Source organism: uncultured Intestinibacter sp., from assembly GCF_902468165.1.
Classification (GTDB): domain Bacteria; phylum Bacillota; class Clostridia; order Peptostreptococcales; family Peptostreptococcaceae; genus Intestinibacter.
Window position 1 is genome coordinate 1 of the sequence record NZ_CABQXJ010000061.1, and the last position, 18,782, is coordinate 18,782.

Annotated in this window: 14 protein-coding genes and 1 pseudogene; 1 reads left to right on the top strand and 14 read right to left on the bottom strand. The window is 28.5% G+C overall.

Translation table 11 applies throughout. The features are described from left to right. Positions 1-112: 112 nt before the first annotated feature. The 12 genes from RDX53_RS10580 to proB form a co-directional block, all read right to left on the bottom strand. Entirely contained in the window at positions 113-454 is a 342-nt protein-coding gene (locus RDX53_RS10580) for a cupin domain-containing protein (protein ID WP_295777512.1), read from the bottom strand. A 117-nt stretch (positions 455-571) separates the two neighbouring features. After that, entirely contained in the window at positions 572-1,678 is a 1,107-nt protein-coding gene (locus tag RDX53_RS10585; RefSeq protein ID WP_195930239.1) for a peptidylprolyl isomerase, read from the bottom strand. A 446-nt stretch (positions 1,679-2,124) separates the two neighbouring features. Further along, positions 2,125-3,495, bottom strand: a complete 1,371-nt coding sequence (locus tag RDX53_RS10590; protein WP_195930240.1) for a GntP family permease — start codon at positions 3,493-3,495, stop codon at positions 2,125-2,127. A gap of 170 nt (positions 3,496-3,665) precedes the next feature. Continuing rightward, positions 3,666-5,195: an FAD-dependent oxidoreductase gene (locus RDX53_RS10595; protein ID WP_195930241.1), complete on the bottom strand. Its 1,530-nt coding sequence runs from the start codon at positions 5,193-5,195 to the stop codon at positions 3,666-3,668. Positions 5,196-5,366: 171 nt separating this feature from the next. Next, on the bottom strand, positions 5,367-7,334 hold the full coding sequence (locus RDX53_RS10600; RefSeq protein WP_307994115.1) for a fructose-specific PTS transporter subunit EIIC: 1,968 nt from the start codon (positions 7,332-7,334) through the stop codon (positions 5,367-5,369). A 98-nt stretch (positions 7,335-7,432) separates the two neighbouring features. Then, the gene (pfkB, locus tag RDX53_RS10605; protein ID WP_195930243.1) at positions 7,433-8,353 is read right to left on the bottom strand and encodes a 1-phosphofructokinase; all 921 of its coding nucleotides are present in this window, start codon (positions 8,351-8,353) and stop codon (positions 7,433-7,435) included. 216 nt (positions 8,354-8,569) lie between these two features. Next, entirely contained in the window at positions 8,570-10,342 is a 1,773-nt protein-coding gene (locus tag RDX53_RS10610) for a transcription antiterminator (protein ID WP_207743840.1), read from the bottom strand. Positions 10,343-10,399: 57 nt separating this feature from the next. Next, on the bottom strand, positions 10,400-12,514 hold the full coding sequence (locus RDX53_RS10615) for a DNA topoisomerase III (RefSeq protein ID WP_307994116.1): 2,115 nt from the start codon (positions 12,512-12,514) through the stop codon (positions 10,400-10,402). A 173-nt stretch (positions 12,515-12,687) separates the two neighbouring features. Next, positions 12,688-13,224, bottom strand: coding sequence for an O-acetyl-ADP-ribose deacetylase (locus RDX53_RS10620; protein ID WP_207743819.1), 537 nt, complete (start codon positions 13,222-13,224; stop codon positions 12,688-12,690). 156 nt (positions 13,225-13,380) lie between these two features. After that, positions 13,381-14,175 (bottom strand): formate/nitrite transporter family protein, encoded by a 795-nt coding sequence (locus RDX53_RS10625; protein WP_195929822.1) that lies wholly within the window; start codon positions 14,173-14,175, stop codon positions 13,381-13,383. Positions 14,176-14,492: 317 nt separating this feature from the next. Next, positions 14,493-15,737 (bottom strand): glutamate-5-semialdehyde dehydrogenase, encoded by a 1,245-nt coding sequence (locus tag RDX53_RS10630; RefSeq protein ID WP_307994117.1) that lies wholly within the window; start codon positions 15,735-15,737, stop codon positions 14,493-14,495. Positions 15,738-15,752: 15 nt separating this feature from the next. Beyond that, the gene (proB, locus tag RDX53_RS10635) at positions 15,753-16,562 is read right to left on the bottom strand and encodes a glutamate 5-kinase (RefSeq protein WP_307994118.1); all 810 of its coding nucleotides are present in this window, start codon (positions 16,560-16,562) and stop codon (positions 15,753-15,755) included. Between the two features lie 211 nt (positions 16,563-16,773). On the opposite strand from proB, the gene RDX53_RS10640 reads away from it, so the two are divergent. Continuing rightward, positions 16,774-17,136, top strand: a complete 363-nt coding sequence (locus tag RDX53_RS10640) for a DUF6483 family protein (protein ID WP_307994119.1) — start codon at positions 16,774-16,776, stop codon at positions 17,134-17,136. A gap of 78 nt (positions 17,137-17,214) precedes the next feature. On the opposite strand, the gene RDX53_RS10645 is transcribed toward RDX53_RS10640, so the two are convergent. Both RDX53_RS10645 and RDX53_RS10650 read right to left on the bottom strand, forming a co-directional pair. After that, positions 17,215-18,165, bottom strand: a complete 951-nt coding sequence (locus tag RDX53_RS10645; RefSeq protein WP_307994120.1) for a Piwi domain-containing protein — start codon at positions 18,163-18,165, stop codon at positions 17,215-17,217. Continuing rightward, positions 18,165-18,782 (bottom strand): annotated as a pseudogene (locus RDX53_RS10650) (ATP-dependent metallopeptidase HflB); the annotation flags it as partial. The pseudogene RDX53_RS10650 and the gene RDX53_RS10645, both read right to left, overlap by 1 nt.

An 18,782-nucleotide genomic window follows, 5' to 3' on the forward strand; every position in this document is an offset into this window, starting at 1 on the left:
TAGTTAATAGGTTGGAAATTATACATTATCCACAAACCAGATAATATATAATTTCTTTAGAATAAATAAAACTGTAGAAATAGACTTATATATTTCTACAGTTTTATTTATTTTATAAATTTATTATAACAGCTAAAAATACTAATTCTTCATCTCCTATATTTTCGATATAGTGTTTAGTATTAATGGCGTATACAACATCTCCTTCATTTACTTCTACTATTTTATCACCATCTAAAACTTCTCCCTTGCCACTTAATATATAGTAAACCTCATAGTCCTTATTATGTTCATGTAATCCAACTGAACCGCCAACTGGAACACTTAATTTTGCAAATACTTTAGCTTGATTTTTTAGCTCATCCCCTTCTATCAACAATTCACGAGTTATGTTTCCTTTTCCCCCTTCTATAGGACCAACAACCTTTGTCAATTCATCTTTTCTTCTTATCATTTGTATATCCCCCTTAAATTTTATTTCCATTTAATTAAATAATACATCACAATTTTACAATATAAAAGCATTATCTAAATTTTAAATTATTTAAAGATAATGCTTTATGTTTTTCTATTAACTTTTTAATTGAACATCGTATTTTGTATATAAATCTTTCATTAAAGTAGTTTGTTTTGTCTTTTCTAATGTACTTATTAGATCATCTTTAACATCATCAAAATCTTGTACTTTTTCACCAGTTTTCTTTATTATATGATATCCCGCACTCGTCTCTACAACCTCTGGGTATATTTCGTCTATTTTTAATGAAAATGCAGCTTTTGAAAAAGCACTTACCATTTCATCTTCTGTAAAATATCCTAAATCCCCTCCACTAGATGCACTAGAGTCATCAGAATACTCTTTTGCCAATGTTGCAAAGTCGTCTCCATCTAATGCCATTTTTAAAACAGCTTCTGCAGTTTTTTTGTTTTCTTCTATTTGTTCATCGCTCAGTTTTTTATTACTGCTGTCATAATTTGAAATTAATATATGTGATGCACGAATTTGTTGGAAATCATCTTGATTCTTTTCATAATAATTTTTTGCCTCTTCTTCACTTACCTCGCTATATTCTTCTAGATATTTAGCACCCATTAATTCCTTTTTTATACGCTCTTTTAATTTATCTTCTGTAAGATTGAATTTTTCAAAGTACTCATCTTCTGTTAAATTGTACTGAGAATTGATATTTGCTATAGTAGTATCATAATTTTCTTGTACTTGGTCATCTGTTATTTCAACATTGTTTTCTTTAGCTTCTTTATATAAAACCTCGATATTTACTAAGTACTCCAACATTGTCGATTCATATGTAGAAATTTGTGACTCAGTTAGTTTTTGTAACCCATTTGCATAAAAAATAGGTTCCATAACACTTTTTAAATCTTTTCCTGTTATTTTGCTATCACCGACACTTGCATAAACTTCGCTATTAGAATAATATCTATGGCTTGCAGGTAAAACTCTTCCATATGATAAACCTCCATAGAAAGCTCCTCCAACTACAGCAACTAAAGCACATACTAGCGCTACTTTTTTCATTATTTTTCGCTCTTTTTTCTCATCTTCTGTCATAATTACAACTTTATTTGGTGTTTCTTTAGTTTCTTGATTATTATCTTCTAAATCTTTATTTATTTCTTTAGAAGTATCTTCTACCTTTTTCTTTTTATTGAACATTCTATCCTCCTGAATAATTTATATATTTTAAAATCTAATATCTACAGATTTATTTTAATTATTTAATAAAATTTAACATTTGTATTATATCATTATTTTTACATGATTTTTTTAAAAAAATATTACAAATTGTTGAATAGTAAAATAAGTTTTAACGAAAATTCACTTCGTTCATTGCGCCAACGACTTCGTCCGTTGCTTAAAATTCACTTTGTTCATGGCGCTAACGATTTTGTCCGTTTTTACCTTATAATAAAAACCTTAATTTATTCTTAGTTATTTGTTTGTTATTATCTAATGAAAACAAAGACACTATCAAATATGACTTTGATGAAATAGATGATTTAAAAGAAATTAAGCCTCTATTTGAGGAAATTGTTAAAAGATATATTTAAGATAATAAAATAAGCCAGGAAAGTTATAAAAATTTCTGGCTTACATTTATTTTAAATATATATACTCACACCTATTACAATTATAGCTGTTACAATTATCGGAATTAATACAGATGTTACAAATATATCCTTGTATGATTCTTTGTGAGTAAGACCACAAATAGCTAGGGTTGTAATAACTGCTCCATTATGAGGCAATGTATCAAGACCTCCACAAGCTAGAGAAGCTATTCTATGTAAAATTTCAGGTGAAATATTTAAATCACTCGCCATTTGCAGATAAGTAGGTGCTAAAGCATCTAAAGTAATTGTTAATCCTCCAGAAGCAGATGCTGTAAGTCCACAAATTAAATTTACAGATAAGGCTTCTGATATTATAGGATTTGACGAAATATTAAATACAAAATTTTGAACTACTGAAAAAATAGCCAATGATTTAATCACACTGCCATACCCAACAATTGCTGATGAATTTAATAAAGGTCTAAAAGAATTAGTAACACCTTCATCTAAAACACTTTTTATGTTTTTGATTTTTTTAAAATTAGTAATAACTAAAAATAAGTCTGCTATAACTATTGAAATTATAACACTCCATGTTCCAGATACATTACCTAAAGTTGTATTAAACTTTTCTAAATAGGCTCCATCAACTGAAGGATAATATGCTTTTGAGAAAAATAAGTTTGATGCAAATATAATTAAAATAGGTACAATTGCCACAAGTATATTTGGTAGTTTTTCATCAGTTAATTTTTCATTTTCTATATAATCTCCATATCCTTCATGATTATTTCTAGCTTTTTTAGCTTCTCTACTTAAATAAATCATTCCTAATCCTAACATTAACAAACTTGCAATTATACCAAGTAACGGTGCTGCAAAAGCATCTGTTCCAAAGTACTTCATTGGGATAACATTTTGAATTTCTGGTGAGCCTGGAGCTGCTGTCATTGTAAAAGTAAATGAACCTAATGCAATACATCCAGGAATAAGCCTTTTTGGAATATCTGCTTCTTTAAATAAACTCCTCGCTATAGGATATGATATAAAAGCAACTACAAATAAAGAAACTCCTCCATATGTAAGTAGCGCTCCCGATAAAACTATAGATAATATCGCCTTGTCGCTACCTAATTTTTTTGTTATAAAATGAGAAATAGATTTTGCATAATTTGCTTTTTCCATTAATATAGCAAATATGGCTCCTGTCATAAATAACGGGAAGTAATTTTTTACAAAACTCGAAAAGCCTGACATATATACTTCTGTATAAGATGCCATTAGGTGGCTATCAAAACCAGTAGTTACTATAAGTGTTAATAGTGCTACTATTGGTGCTGTGATTATTGTTGAATACCCTTTATATGCTAAAAACATAATGAGTGCAAGTGATAAAATTAATCCTATAATGCTAAACATTTTTTATTTAGTGTTGTAGTAACAACACTACTCCTTCCATACTTCTTTTATATTTTATAAATTCCCCAATTTTTTATATTTAATCTATTTTTCCAGATTTAATCTTTAAAGATTTAAATTTGTCTATAAAATTCCGTGATTTAAGACATACTCTTGCTACTATAATAATCTTATACTAAATCAGGGTCAATATCATTATCCCCCATTCCAAGCAATTTCAATGGTTTAAGTGCTGGTCCATTTAAGATACTTCCGTCATAATTAAACCTAGACCCATGACATGGACAATCCCAGCTTTTTTCAAAACTATTGAACTTTAGTTCACATCCTAAATGTGTGCATGTTATATCCACAACAAATAATTTCCCATTTTTGTCTCTATATGCTCCATATTTATCCCCATCTATAACTACTACTTTTCCCTCTTCTTTTTGTATATCTAGCTCCATACTTCCCTTTTTAATTTTGCCTTTTATATAGTCATAAGCCATAATGGTATTTTCTTTTAAGTAGTTTAAGTTTAAATAACTTCCTGTTCTAGATGGGTCAAACAATTCTTGGTATTTTGATTTATTATTTAAAATTAAATCGGTTATAACGATACCTGCAACAGCGGATGTACTTATGCCCCACTTACAAAATCCCGTAGCAATATATATATCGGGCTCATCTTTGCTTATATGGCCTATATAAGGTATGTTGTCGGTTGTTATATAATCTTGTGTAGACCATTTATATTCTAATGTTCCTATTTTGAAGTTATTCTTTGCAAATTCTACAATATCGTTAAATATGTCATTTTCATTATCGCATTTACCAGTTTTGTGGTCAAAGCCTCCACATACTAAATAAGATTTATCTCCATCAGTATACGTTCTTACAGTTTTTGATGGCTTTTCTATATTTATAAACATGCCTTTTGCGATAGGTTTATTTAGCTTTGAAACAGTTAAATATGATCTATATGCCTGCTCTTTTGTAAAATAAAGTCCTAATTCATCATGCCATATATTTGATGATGCTATTACAACTGATTTAGCCTTAATTGTTTTATCGTTTCTTGTCTTTACAATATAAAAATCTTTATGTTTTTCAAGTCCTACTACTGGTGTATTCTCATATATTTCAACACCTTTTTCTGAAATAACTTTTGCTAGACTATCCATATATTTTTTAGAATTAAATTGAGCTTGATTGTCTAATTTAAGGGCGCCTTTTATATCTAGAGGAAAGTCTTCTATACTATTTAAATATTCGTATGGTATTTGTAGTTTTTCACAGATTTTATATTCATTTTTTAGTTGATTTAAATAGTCTTCGTCTTCAGTAAATATGTAATTAGGCAAATTTTCAAAATTGCAATCTATATCGTATTTTTTTACTATATCTTTAATTAATTTAAGTCCATCTTCATTAGCTTCATAGTAAAGTCTTGCCTTTTCTTTTCCATATTTTTTGCTTATATTTTCGTAAATCAATCCATGTGATGATGTTATTTTTCCAGTATTTCTTCCAGATGAACCATATCCAACTTTATCTGACTCTATAACTATTGTTTGTTTATTTTCTTTGCTTAACATATAGGCTGTATGAAGGCCTGTAAGGCCTGCTCCTACTATTAAGTAGTCTATTTCTATATCTTTATCTAAAGTGGGATAACTTTCACCTTGATTATTTATTATCCAAAATGAATTTTCCATATTAAACACCTTTTCCTTAATTTTTTATACTATTGTATTGTTTCCAATATTAGAAAATATATTTATTAATTTTGTATAAATAAAATTTGCCACGAGTAAAACTCGTGGCATCAAGGGTTGTGTTTATATATGAGTTAATTTGTATTTTATCAATTTAACCTAATTAACTAATTAACTTACTTTTTTCTTTTTTAATAATCCTAGTATTAATCCTCCAACTACTGAACCTATTACTAATGCTACAAAATACATTAGTGGATTACTTATAACTGGTAATATAAATATTCCTCCATGAGGAGCTCTAGATCCACAGCTAAATGCCATTGATAATGCACCAGCTATTGCTGAACCTACTACACAAGATGGTATTACTCTTGCTGGGTCTCCTGCTGCAAATGGTATTGCACCTTCTGTTATAAATGATAATCCCATTACATAATTTACTATACCTGATTTTCTTTCACTTTCAGTAAATCTATCTTTAAAGAATGTAGTTGCAAGTGCTATTGCTATAGGAGGTACCATACCGCCTATCATAACTGCTGCCATTATTTCAAATTGTTCAGGTCCTGCATTTGCAACTGTAAGTTGTGCAGTACCAAATACATATGCAGCTTTGTTAAATGGTCCACCCATATCAACAGCCATCATTCCAGCTAATACAGAACCTAATAATATCTTACTACTTCCACTCATTGATGATAAGAAGTTGTTAAGCCCTGTATTTATTGCACCCATTATTGGATTGACAGCCATCATAAATATCGCCATTAATAATATACCGAAGACTGGATAAAGTAATACTGGTTTTATACCTTCTAGTGATTCTGGTAATTTAGAGAATATCTTTTTAAGTAAAAGTACTATATATCCTGCTACAAAACCTGCTAATAAAGCACCTAAAAATCCTGAACTTATTGGATTAGAATTTGCAAAATCCATTACATTTGTAAAAGTATATCCATCTTTTGCGATAACTCCACCTACAAAACCTACTGCTAAACCTGGTCTATCAGCTATACTCATTGCAATATAACCTGCTAATATAGGTAACATAAATCCAAATGCTTGTTCACCTACAGTTTTAAAGAATGCTGCAATCGGAGTATTTTTACCGAAGTTAGCTGGATTTATGCTGTAATCATCTAGTAAAAATGCTATTGCTATTAATATACCTCCACCTACAACAAATGGTAACATATGAGATACGCCATTCATCAAATCTTTATAAAATTTTCTTCCTAAACTCTCTTTTTCATCTGTACTTTCTTCTGAATCATTACTTACTCCATCAGCATGATATACAGGAGCATAACCTTTTATTGCTCTATCTAATAATTCATCGGCTTTATGTATTCCATCTGCAACTTTAGTTATTATAACTTTTTTGCCATCAAATCTATTCATTTGAACTTTTTTATCAGCTGCAACAATTATGCATTTTGCATGTTCTATCTCTTCTTTTGTTAAAGCGTTTTTTACTCCACCAGAACCATTAGTTTCAACTTTTATTGTTATTCCTTTTTCTTCAGCCTTATTATTTAAGTTTTCTGCTGCCATAAATGTATGCGCTATACCTGTTGGACAAGCAGTTACGGCTAAGACCTCAGGATATTTATTATTTTCTTTAATATTTTGAGATTCGTTATGAGTTTTAACTTCTTTTGATTCTTCTGGGAACTTTTCAGTTTCTTTTTTGTCTATTAATGATAAAAATTCATCTACGCTTGTTGAATTTATTAAACTATTTTTAAATTCCTCATCCATAAGTATTGTAGATAATCTTGATAATACCTCTAAATGTGTATTATTTGCACCATCTGGAGCTGCTATCATAAAGAATAAATTAGATAAACTTCCATCAAATGCTTCATAGTCTATACCATCTTTTGTTATACCTGCTGCTAGACAAGCTTTTTTTACTGCTTTTGTCTTTGCATGAGGGATTGCTATTCCTTCGCCAACTGCAGTAGTACTCAATTCCTCACGAGCTAAAATTGCTTCTTTATACTCGGCTTTATTGTTTAAATTTCCACTTGCATCTACTAAATCTACCATTTCATCAATTACATCTGGTTTAGTTTTAGATGAAAGGTTTAACTTGATAGATTCTTTTGATAATAAATCTGTAATTCTCATAACTCCTACTCCTTTTCATAATTATTAAATAGTATTATTGCCTTTATATATTTGTATTATTTTTCTTTATAATTTTTTTGACTTTTTCAGACTATATATTATTTTATTTTTTCTATTTTTATTTCTTTTACTAGTTTATCTATAAATTCTCTAGTAGCTAAGTCAGAAGAAAATGCTGTAGCACCCCCACTTGCTGCACCTAATCTAAGAGCATCTTCGTAGTTTTGTGATTTTAAGTATCCACTTATAAAACCTGCCACCATTGAATCCCCTGCACCTACTGAATTTACAACTTCACCTTTTGCAACACTACTTATAAGTACTTGATTATCTTCTGATACTAATAAGGCTCCGTCTTTTCCCATAGATATTAATACATTTTGAGCTCCCATTTCTTTTAATTTTTCAGCATAAAAAATTATATCTTGAGTTGTATTTAACTCTACATTAAACATTTCTGCTAATTCATGATTATTTGGTTTTATTAAAAATGGTTTATATTTTAAAACATTTAAAAGTAAGTTCTTTGTCGCATCTACAACGACTTTTATATTTTTATGTTCTACTCTTTTCATTATGTCTTCATATAATTTTTCATCTAAGCACGATGGAATACTTCCGGATAATATTAAAATATCTCCATCTACTAGTTGATCTATTACTTTATAAAACTCATCTAATTCTTCTTTTTTTATATTTGGTCCCTGACCATTTATTTCAGTTTCTTCTTCACTTTTGATTTTTACATTAATTCTAGTAAAACCTTGCTCTACTTTTATAAAGTTTGATTTTAAGCCTAATTCTTTTAACGAATTTATTATATAATCTCCAGTAAATCCACTTACAAATCCTAAGGCTATATTATCATTATCCAAGTTTTTTAGTATTCTTGTCACGTTTATTCCCTTACCACCCGGATATACATGTTCTTCATTTACTCTGTTTATATGACCCTTAACTAGCTCTTTAACTTTTATAACATAGTCTATCGATGGGTTTAAAGTTACTGTATATATCATCCATAAGCCTCCTTTATATTATTAGTGCTCATTTTTATTTTTTTTATTACGTTTATTTATCTTATAACTCTATAGTAATTCAAAAATACGTTTTCAGAAAGTCAATAAATTTCTCTTAATTAAAAGAGAAATTTATCATTTTTATAAATAAATAATTTAGGGAGATAAATTATTTATTTATCTCCCTAAACATTTATTTTATATTAAATTTATAAACTAAAACATCTTCATAAATTTTTCGTAGCTTTTATTTTCACATATACCGATTACTTTTGATACTGAACCGACTTGCTTGTATATTGTTGAAAATAACTTTTCATAATCAAATATTTCATCTTTATCAATAGCTAAAATCAAAACTAATCTTACATCATCTAATGTCCAATGTATAGGATTTTTTAATATACCAACTGCAATTTTGTTTTTTAATATTTTTCCATTAGCTCCATGTGGCAGTGCAACCATATGTCCAATTTCTGTAGTAGCTATTTTTTCTCTATCAAAGAATGATTTTTTCATCTCATCATCTATAACCCCTTGATTTACAAGTTGGCTACCCATATATTCTATAACTTCTTCCTTTGTATTAAAATCTAAGTCTGTAAAAAATAAATTTCTGTCAAATAAATCTCTCGTCTCAACTTCTTTATACATCTTTCCTGTTTTCATAAACTTTTCTATTATTTTTACTTCATTGTCATTTAAAAGAGGAGAAACTGTTATAACTGGTACCCTCTCGCATTTAATATCTACTGTTGATATTATAAAGTCGACTTCCATAACATTTATGTAATCGATTAAATATGCCGGTATTATTTTAACTATTTCTATTTTTCCTTCAAATAAATATTCTAATTTATTTTTTACTAGCATCGATGTACCTATCCCAGATACACAGACGATTATTACTTTAAAGACTTTTTTCTTTTGATTATGTTCTGACCTTTCAATAGCACCACCGACATGTACTGCTATATTAGATATTTCTTCATCATCTAGTTTTAAGCCTAATTCTTCTTCTATTGTTTTCTTCGCAATTTTACCTAATTCATATGCATATGGATATTTTATTCTTATATCAATAGGTAAAACTCCATATTGATTTATTCCCAAATTCATCTTTTTATATATACTATTTATATGGTTGTAAAGACAAGTTTCAAATATTTCATCTTGGCTTAAGTCTATAGATGTTGCAATTTTTAAGTTTTTACAGAATTTCTTTATTGCTCGTATTATTTTTTCTTTATTTTTATCATCATTCATTATTAATTCTCTTTGAATTATATAATCTTTTATATATGCTTGTATAAATTCACTTTCATCTTGATTACTTCTACTTAGCTTTATAAAGATAATACTGCATAAATTTTTAAATTCTGTATCACTAAGCACTAAATGTTCTCTCCCCAACATATTCAAAATAATATTTTTTAAGTTGAATATATTATTTGATACTTTTTCACTTAAAAAGTCTTTTAGATTAAGTTCATTGTCTTTTTTTGAACATATATCTAATATAAAACTCGTTATATCATCTTCACTCGCTTGTATTGCTATACCTTGCTTGTGTTTTGATACAACAGATATATTGTACTTTTTCAAAATAGATTTTACTTCTTTTAAGTCATTTTTTACTGTAGAGACGCTTATATACATAGAGTCAGCTAATTCCTCTAATTTCACAGTATTTTCTGGCTTAGTCGTCAAGTTTATCAAATTTTTTATAATATAATCAATCCTATCTACATTCCCTAAATACTGACTAGGAATAGCAATATCGTCAAATGAGCCTTCTATTTTATAACCTATTCCTCGGATTGATATGATTTTCCCATCTTTGCCATTTTTATTGATGTCTTTTATTTCACTTTGTATAGTCTTTGTAGAACATCCAATTTCTTCACTAAGAGCTAAACTACTGACAGGATCATGAGAATTTTTTAATATTTCAATTATATTTAAGGCTCTTACACTATAGATAATCAAAATCTCCCCCTTAAAAACTCTGTTTATTTTCCTATTACATTCCCTTTAAACTTTATATTATTTATTTTTTAAATTAGCAAGAGCAGCAAAAGGATTGTTGAATGCTTCTTGCTCTTTATTTTGATTTTTTAGATACTTATTTATATCTTTTTTAGATGCTTTTCCTTTTTCTTCGGCTTTTCTTTTATTAAATGAAGATAATTTTTCTCTATGTCCACAGCTACATGTAAATATTTTTCCTTCACCTTGGCCTTTTAGTTCAAGCCTTTTGTGGCAATTTGGACATCTTGCGTTTGTAGTTTGTGAAATTAATTTTCTAGTATTACATTCTCTATCTTCACAAACTAGCATCTTACCTCTTTTTCCATTGACTTCTAGCATGAATTTTCCACACTCTGGGCATTTATTTCTTGTCATGTTGTCATGTTTGAATTTATTTTCACTATTTTTTATTTCTTTTACGATAGTTTTTGAGTAATTTTTCATTTCATTTAAAAACTCATTTTTCTTGCTCTTACCTTTTGAAATATCATTTAAAGTTTTTTCCCATTTAGCAGTTAACTCTGGACTTTTTAAATCCTTAGGTGCTAAATCTAAAAGTTGTCTTCCTTTTGATGTTATATGAATTTCTTTATTTTTCATCTCAACAAAGAAAGAATTAAATAATTTTTCAATTATATCTGCTCTTGTTGCAACAGTTCCTAAATTATGTTTTTCCATTTCTGTAAGTAAAGTAGCTTCATTTAAATATGAAGGCGGATTAGTTTTTTTGTTTTCTATTTTTACACTTTCCACTTTTAATACTTCATCTACATTTATATCAATTATACCGTCATATGTTTCATTGTCATCTACAGTATAATTTTCTCTCCAACCTAATTTTATAATTTTATTGCCTTTTGCTGTAAATGTTTCGCCTTCACAACTTCCTTTTATAGTTGTTTGCTCATATTCAAAAGGTGGACATAATACACTTAAAAATCTCTTAACTACTAAATCATATATTTTTCTCTCTTTATCAGATAAATCCCCTAAAAACACTCTTTCTTCTGTAGGTATTATCGCGTGGTGATCTGTAACTTTTGAATTGTCTACAAAAGATTTATTAGGTTTTATTTTTGTTTTTAGTAGTTTCATAGATACTTTTGAATATTCACTAGTATTTACAGCTTTTATTCTATCTTTTAATGTGTCTACTATATCGTCAGTTAAATATCTTGAATCTGTTCTTGGATATGTAAGAACTTTATGATGTTCGTATAATCTTTGCATTATAGATAAAGTCTCTTTTGCTGAATATCCAAACATTTTATTTGCATCTCTTTGTAATTCTGTTAAATCATAAAGTGATGGAGCGTATTTTTTCTTGTTTGACTTTTTGACATCTACTATTTTTAAATCCTTGTTTAATACTTTTTTCTTTATGTTTTCAATTTTTTCTTTATTGAAAGTCGAAGTAGAATTATTTTTATCATGCCAAGATAATTTTAGATAGTTTCCACCTTTTTCAGTTAAAATATCTAAAGTATAGTAGTCTTTTGGCTTGAAGTTTCTTATTTCGTCTTCTCTTTTTAATATCATAGCCAAAGTCGGAGTTTGGACTCTACCACATGATAAACTAGCATTATACTTTGTTGTAAGCGCTCTAGTTGCGTTTATACCTACTATCCAATCTGCTTCTGCTCTAGCTATTGCAGAATAATATAGATTGTTGTATTCTTTTGCATCTTTAAGTTTAGTAAAGCCTTCTTTTATAGCTTTATCTGTACTTGAAGATATCCAAAGACGTTTAATAGGCTTTTTAATATGTGCTTTTTCTATTATCCATCTAGCTACCAATTCGCCTTCACGACCAGCATCTGTAGCTATTACAACTTCATTTACATCATTTCTATTTAATTGTGCTTTTACTGTATTAAATTGTTTTGCACTCTTTTTTATTACTACAGTTTTTAAATCTTTTGGAAGTATTGGTAAATCACTCATATCCCAAGATTTATATTTTTTATCATAAGTTTCTGGATCTGCTAATGTAACTAAGTGACCTAATGCCCATGTCACTATATATTTATTACCTTCTATATATCCATTCTTTTCATTTTTACAACCTAAAACCCTGGCAATATCTCTTCCAACTGATGGTTTTTCGGCTAAAACTAATATTTTTGCCATATTATGTCCTTTCTACAAAGTTTGCAATTATATATTTTTATATAAAACTTTTATTTTATTACTCTATATATTAACATTTTATCAGTAAATTTGTATATATTTATAATTATAAGATTTTAACATAAAAATATATATTCAAAATGTCGAATTAATATACAGTTTATAAAAACTGTCTAATCTATGTCTAATTTAATTTTAAGAAGTCTTTTATAAATTTCATAATCTATATCTCCAAAGCATACAAACCAAACTTGGTCTATCTTATCACCATAATTTTTTAGCATATCAATTACAGCATCACAAGCTATATTTGCAGCCTCTTCTTTTGGATATCCATATATACCTGTACTTATAGCTGGAAATGCTATTGTTCTCAAATTGTTTTTTATTAATATTTCTAGTGATTTTTTATAACAAGAATACAATAATTTGTCTTCATTTGAATTTCCATCTTTATATATTGGTCCCACTGTATGGATAACATATTTGCAAGGCAAATTATATCCTTTTGTTATTTTAGCATCCCCCGTATCACATCCATGTAATGTTTCACATTCTTTTAGTAATTCTCTTCCGGCGGCTCTATGTATGGCTCCATCGACACCTCCGCCGCCTAAAAGTGATCTATTTGCAGCATTTACTATAGCATCTACTTTTATTTTTGTTATATCACCTTTTATTATTTCAATTTTTTCAATGATATCTTTCATTACAATCACCTCTTTTAACAATATTTTACTATATTATCACCCTAATTAAAAATTATTCATAAAAATATTTATTTTAAAAGCACAAAAAAAGACATCAAGATAAATATTTAAATTATTTATCTTGATGTCTTTATATATATTTTAAATGATAGAAAATTAAGCCGCTCTATCTACTTTTTCTGCTTTTTTATCTCCAGTAGATAAGAAATAAGTTCCTATTCCTAAGAATAATATTCCTCCTACCATATTTCCTAATGTTACAAAGAATAAATTGTATGCCATTCCTGAAAGAGTTACTGAAGTAGCTCCTGATAATATGCATGTAGCGAAAGTTATCATATTTGCAATACAGTGTTCAAATCCACTTGTAACGAATGCAAATAAAGTTAAGAATAATATTATTAATTTAGCTGTATCATCTTTTAATTTATATGCAGCTAGAACACCTGAACAAACTAATATATTACATAAGATACCTTTAAAGAATAATTGATATGCTGCAGCATCAATTTTACCTAATGCAGTATATTCAAAATACTCAAGAGTAGTACCTTTGAATAATCCAGTTCCTATAAATAAAAGTGATATTAATATAGCTCCTATAAAGTTACCTAAGTAACTATATCCTAAAACTTTACCACCATCCTTTATGCTAGTTTCTTTGCTCATAGCCCCAACAGCCATAACCATGTTGTTACTTGTAAATAATTCACTACCTAAAAGTATTATTAAACTAAGTGCTACTGAGAATGACATCCCAACAGCTATTTTAGTCATTGGTGAATGTACATCATGTAAATATCCACCTACTGTAAAGATTAGTATATCTCCTAATCCTATGAAGATACCTGCAAACATAGCTGATACTAGGTATCTTAGTTTACTTTGATTTAAAAAGTCGATTTTATGTTTAGCTTTATGAGCTAACATATTTACTGTATCTTGGTTCATCGTCCCGTCTCCTCTAAAATTGTTTTGTATAATTTCAAGCTTTTCTATTTTATCATAGTTCAATCTTATTTTTCAAATTTTTTTTAATTATAATTTTAAGAGTTCGTAATATCGACATATTAATTGTTTTTATATGTATAATTAAGATTATATGCCAATATTCGATATGATAACTAACATATAATTAGTATTTATAGTTTTAGTTTATATTTTCTTGTACCTTTTTGTAGTTTTTATGAAAAAAGATTGATTTAAAATTATTATTTTAAATCAATCTTTTAAAGTAAATTGCTATATTTTTCATTTATTTTTTATAACTATCTTATTTGTCCATCTCCAAAGATGATGTATTTAGTAGTTGTAAGTTCTTTAAGTCCCATTGGTCCTCTCGCGTGAAGTTTTTGAGTACTTATACCTATTTCTCCACCGAATCCAAATTCTCCACCATCTGTAAATCTTGTAGATACATTTACATATACTGCTGCTGCGTCTACTCTTTGTAAGAATTTTTGGCTATTTTTATAACTTTCAGTTACTATTGATTCTGAGTGACCTGTATTGTATTTATTTATATGTTTTATAGCTTCATCAACATCTTTTACAACTTTAACTGCTATTATTAAGTCTAAGTATTCTTGATGCCATTCAGGCTCTTCTATAACTTTTATATCATTTACTATAGATTGAGCTTTTTCGCATCCTCTAACTTCAACGTCGTTTTCTCTAAGTGCTTTTACTATAGTTGGTAAAAATTCATTTGCTACTGCTTCATGAACTAATAATTTTTCTGCCGCATTACAAACTCCTGGTCTTTGAACTTTAGCATTTAATACTATAGCTTTTGCCATTTCTAAGTCAGCAGTTTCGTCTACAAATATATGACAGTTTCCTGTTCCTGTCTCAATTACTGGAACTGTTGCATTTTGAACAACTGATTTTATAAGACCTGCTCCACCCCTTGGGATTAAAACATCTATATAGTCATTAAGTCTCATCATCTCAGTTGCTGTTTCTCTTGAAGTATCTTCTAGTAATTGTACACAATCTTGTGGTAGACCACTTCTTTTTATACCTTCTACTAATGCTTTTGCTACTGCTTTATTTGAGTTTATTGCATCACTTGCACCTCTTAATATAACAGCGTTTCCTGATTTTAAACAAAGACCTGCAGCATCACTAGTTACATTTGGTCTTGATTCATATATTATTCCTAAAACCCCTATAGGAACTCTTTTTTGACCTATTTCAAGTCCATTAGGCATTTGCCACATATTTGTAACCTCACCTACTGGATCTTGTAATTTTACTATATCAAGTAAACCTTGTGCCATAGCTTCTATTCTAGAATCATCAAGAGATAATCTATCAAGTAAAGCTTCTGTTATTCCTTTTTTAATAGCATTTTGTCTATCTATTTCGTTTGCTTTTATTATTTCGTCTTTTGCTTTTACTAATTCTTCAGCCATAAAAGTTAAAGCTTGATTTTTTTGGCCGGCAGATGCTATCCCTAATTCATAAGATGCTTCTTTTGCCTTTTGGCCCATTGAAATTAAACTACTCATAATATTTTCCCCTTTCTATCTTTTTGCAGTGAATAAAGTTCCCACTTCTTGTCCTTCTAATATATCAGAAATTATAGATGGTTCTTCTCCATTTGCAAGTACCATATTTACTCCTGCTTTTGTCGCTTTATGAGCAGCAGCAATTTTTGTTGCCATTCCACCAGTTCCTAAACTTGAACCAGCACCACCTGCACATGCTTCTATTTCTTCTGTAATCTCATCAATTTGTTTTATTAATTTTGCATTTGGCTTTTCTTTTGGATTACTGTCATAGAAACCATCTATATCAGATAATATAATTAATAAATCTGCATCTATAAGAACAGAAACTATTGCTGATAAGTTATCGTTATCTCCGAATCTAGCTATATTTTCTAATTCGTCTATTGAAACTGTATCATTCTCATTTACGATTGGAATAATCCCCTTTTGAAGTAATAACTCAAAAGTATTACATACATTTTGTTTTATATGTTCATCTTCTATTACATCTCTAGTTAAAAGTACTTGACCTACTGTATGTGAATATTCTCCAAAAAATTTACTATATATATGCATTAATTCACACTGTCCTATTGCTGCCAGTGCTTGTTTCTCTCTTATATTTGTGGGCTTTTCTTTTAATTTTAATTTTCCAACTCCAACACCTACTGCTCCAGATGTTACTAAAGTTACTTCTTTTCCTGAGTTAACTATATCAGATAAAACTCTTGTTAATTTTTCAATTCGTCCTAAATTAATTTGTCCATTTGCATAAGTTAGAGTCGATGTCCCTACCTTTACTACAATTCTTTTTGCATCTTTTATTTCTTTACGAAAGCCCATTTACATTCTCCTTACTGTGTTACAAATTTATGTTAAAATATTATTTTCTATTATAACATATATTTTATTATTATTATTTAAATAATTGATGTTTTCCAGTTTTTTTAACTAATCCTTAACTTTTGGTGTATAATATTTATATCTAGAAACGTTATTATTTATTAAAAGATTTATATAATAATTTATAAAATTGTATATGGGAGGATGAAATATGCTTAAACAAGATTTTCTACTTAGACAAATAGAAAGTTTAGCTATGTCTTTATCTAAACTTTTCTTTAATAAGGACATGGTACAATACGAAGTTTCAGATCAAGAAAATATTAGCGAAACAGATATTTTATATACCAAGCTTGGTAAATTAGTTTCAGAAGGAAAAATAAATGAAGCTGAAAACTTATTATTTGATGAAGTTGATAAAAGCAATATAGAGTATTTAAGAGTCGGTATTGATTTTTATACTAATTTAAATAGACTTGAAGATAGCGTTTTAGAAGCGCATAACTACAGTAGAGAAGAAATTGAACAAGGACTTCATGATTTATCTGCTGAATATGGTATTAACTTATCTTAATCGTTAAAAAAAGGCTATCGCAGGAATAATTAAATATTTATGCGATTGCCTTTTTAAATTTTACGATTTATTATATTTTTAGATAAAATGAAGTATATTAGTATCTATTTCCTTAGGCATAAAGTCTCTATGTGAATAGATTGAGCTTAAATCAGCATAGTGAGTTGTTATTGGAAGTCGTGATTTCATTATGCTACCTATATGCATAAAACTTAGTTTGTATACATCTTCTATTATATTTTGCATGGATTGATGACCATATACTTTTTTAATTCTGAGAGGCCTTGCCATTCCCATAGCACCGCTTGGGTTTGTAGTTATTAAATAAGCTTCATTTTCTTTTTCAAAACACATTCCTATTTCTGTTATCCATTTTTTATTTTCTTTATCTTTAGAATTATAGTTTTCTTGGCTTTTTTCTAACATAGCCATCCTACGATTTATATTTTTCGTAACTTCAATATATTCAAAGTCTATTTCTAAAGACTGTGTTATTTCTTTGAGTTTTTCTAAATCTTCTCTACTTATTCCGTCTCTGTGAAATACTATATGTTTTAAGTCTTTATTATATGTACTTTTATAAAGTTCTTTAGCTTGCGAAACTATACTTTTAAGAAGGTCTGTATCTATTTTCTCTCCATTTTGATTCACTGATATTGTTTTACATTTTAATACTCGTCCATCTTTTCCAACAACTTGTATAAGTCCTGCTGTACTCATATTATTCTCTCTGCATACATCTATACCAATATAACACTCTGAACTCAAATTTTTTGCTAAAATCCATGGTTGAATACCGCTTTTGCAGTATATTCCAAGCAATATATTTAAAAAAGTAGCCTCTTTGGCATTTTTATTGTATGATGTGTATTTATCTAGATTTACAAATTTCTTTATTGTTTCTAAATCTATAAATTGAGTTGGTATATTATTGCTTCCGCCAAATACTTTTTTTAATGTGGCATAATATTTTTCCATATTTTCTTTTTCTAATATAACTAAAACTGGATTTTTATAATTATTTATTATTACTTTTCTGTAATATCTTCTTTTGCATTTTCAACAGTTTCTACAGTTTGTGTAGTCTCTTTGCTTGCTTCAGGTTCATCACATTTATGGTAAATATCCATAAACTGTTTTCCGGTAATTGTTTCCTTTTCATAAAGGAACTTGGCTATTTTATCAAGCTTATCTCTGTTTTCCTGAAGAAGTTTCTTTGCTTCTTCGTATTTCTGTTTTAGAAGAGTCTTAACTTCTTCTTCAATTTCTGTTGCAGTCTTATCGCTACAGTTTAACTGAGAATGACCACCTAAATATGGGTCACTAATCTGTTCAAGACTCATTAAGCCAAATTTTTCTGACATACCATACTGAGCAATCATTGAGCGGGCAATCTTAGTTGCCTTCTCCATATCATTTGATGCTCCTGTTGTTACTGAATCAAACACGATTTCTTCTGAAGCTCTACCTGCAAGCAATGTTACAAGTTCTGCACTTAATTCATCTTTTGACATTAAGTATTTTTCCTTTTCAGGTGCCTGTATAACATAGCCTAATGAACCCATTGTTCTTGGAACAATTGTAATCTTCTGTACAGGTTCTGCATGTTTTTGTATTGCTGCAACCAGTGCATGTCCAACTTCATG

Bases quoted from the DNA above. Each gene is read 5' to 3' on its own strand.
- proB (WP_307994118.1), bottom strand. From the start codon at position 16,562: ATGGGCTTTCGTAAAGAAATAAAAGATGCAAAAAGAATTGTAGTAAAG.
- RDX53_RS10595 (WP_195930241.1), bottom strand. From the start codon at position 5,195: ATGGAAAATTCATTTTGGATAATAAATAATCAAGGTGAAAGTTATCCC.
- RDX53_RS10585 (WP_195930239.1), bottom strand. From the start codon at position 1,678: ATGTTCAATAAAAAGAAAAAGGTAGAAGATACTTCTAAAGAAATAAAT.
- RDX53_RS10630 (WP_307994117.1), bottom strand. From the start codon at position 15,737: ATGAGTAGTTTAATTTCAATGGGCCAAAAGGCAAAAGAAGCATCTTAT.
- RDX53_RS10640 (WP_307994119.1), top strand. From the start codon at position 16,774: ATGCTTAAACAAGATTTTCTACTTAGACAAATAGAAAGTTTAGCTATG.
- RDX53_RS10615 (WP_307994116.1), bottom strand. From the start codon at position 12,514: ATGGCAAAAATATTAGTTTTAGCCGAAAAACCATCAGTTGGAAGAGAT.
- RDX53_RS10580 (WP_295777512.1), bottom strand. From the start codon at position 454: ATGATAAGAAGAAAAGATGAATTGACAAAGGTTGTTGGTCCTATAGAA.
- RDX53_RS10625 (WP_195929822.1), bottom strand. From the start codon at position 14,175: ATGAACCAAGATACAGTAAATATGTTAGCTCATAAAGCTAAACATAAA.
- RDX53_RS10590 (WP_195930240.1), bottom strand. From the start codon at position 3,495: ATGTTTAGCATTATAGGATTAATTTTATCACTTGCACTCATTATGTTT.
- pfkB (WP_195930243.1), bottom strand. From the start codon at position 8,353: ATGATATATACAGTAACTTTAAACCCATCGATAGACTATGTTATAAAA.
- RDX53_RS10620 (WP_207743819.1), bottom strand. From the start codon at position 13,224: ATGAAAGATATCATTGAAAAAATTGAAATAATAAAAGGTGATATAACA.
- RDX53_RS10600 (WP_307994115.1), bottom strand. From the start codon at position 7,334: ATGAGAATTACAGATTTATTATCAAAAGAATCTATCAAGTTAAACCTT.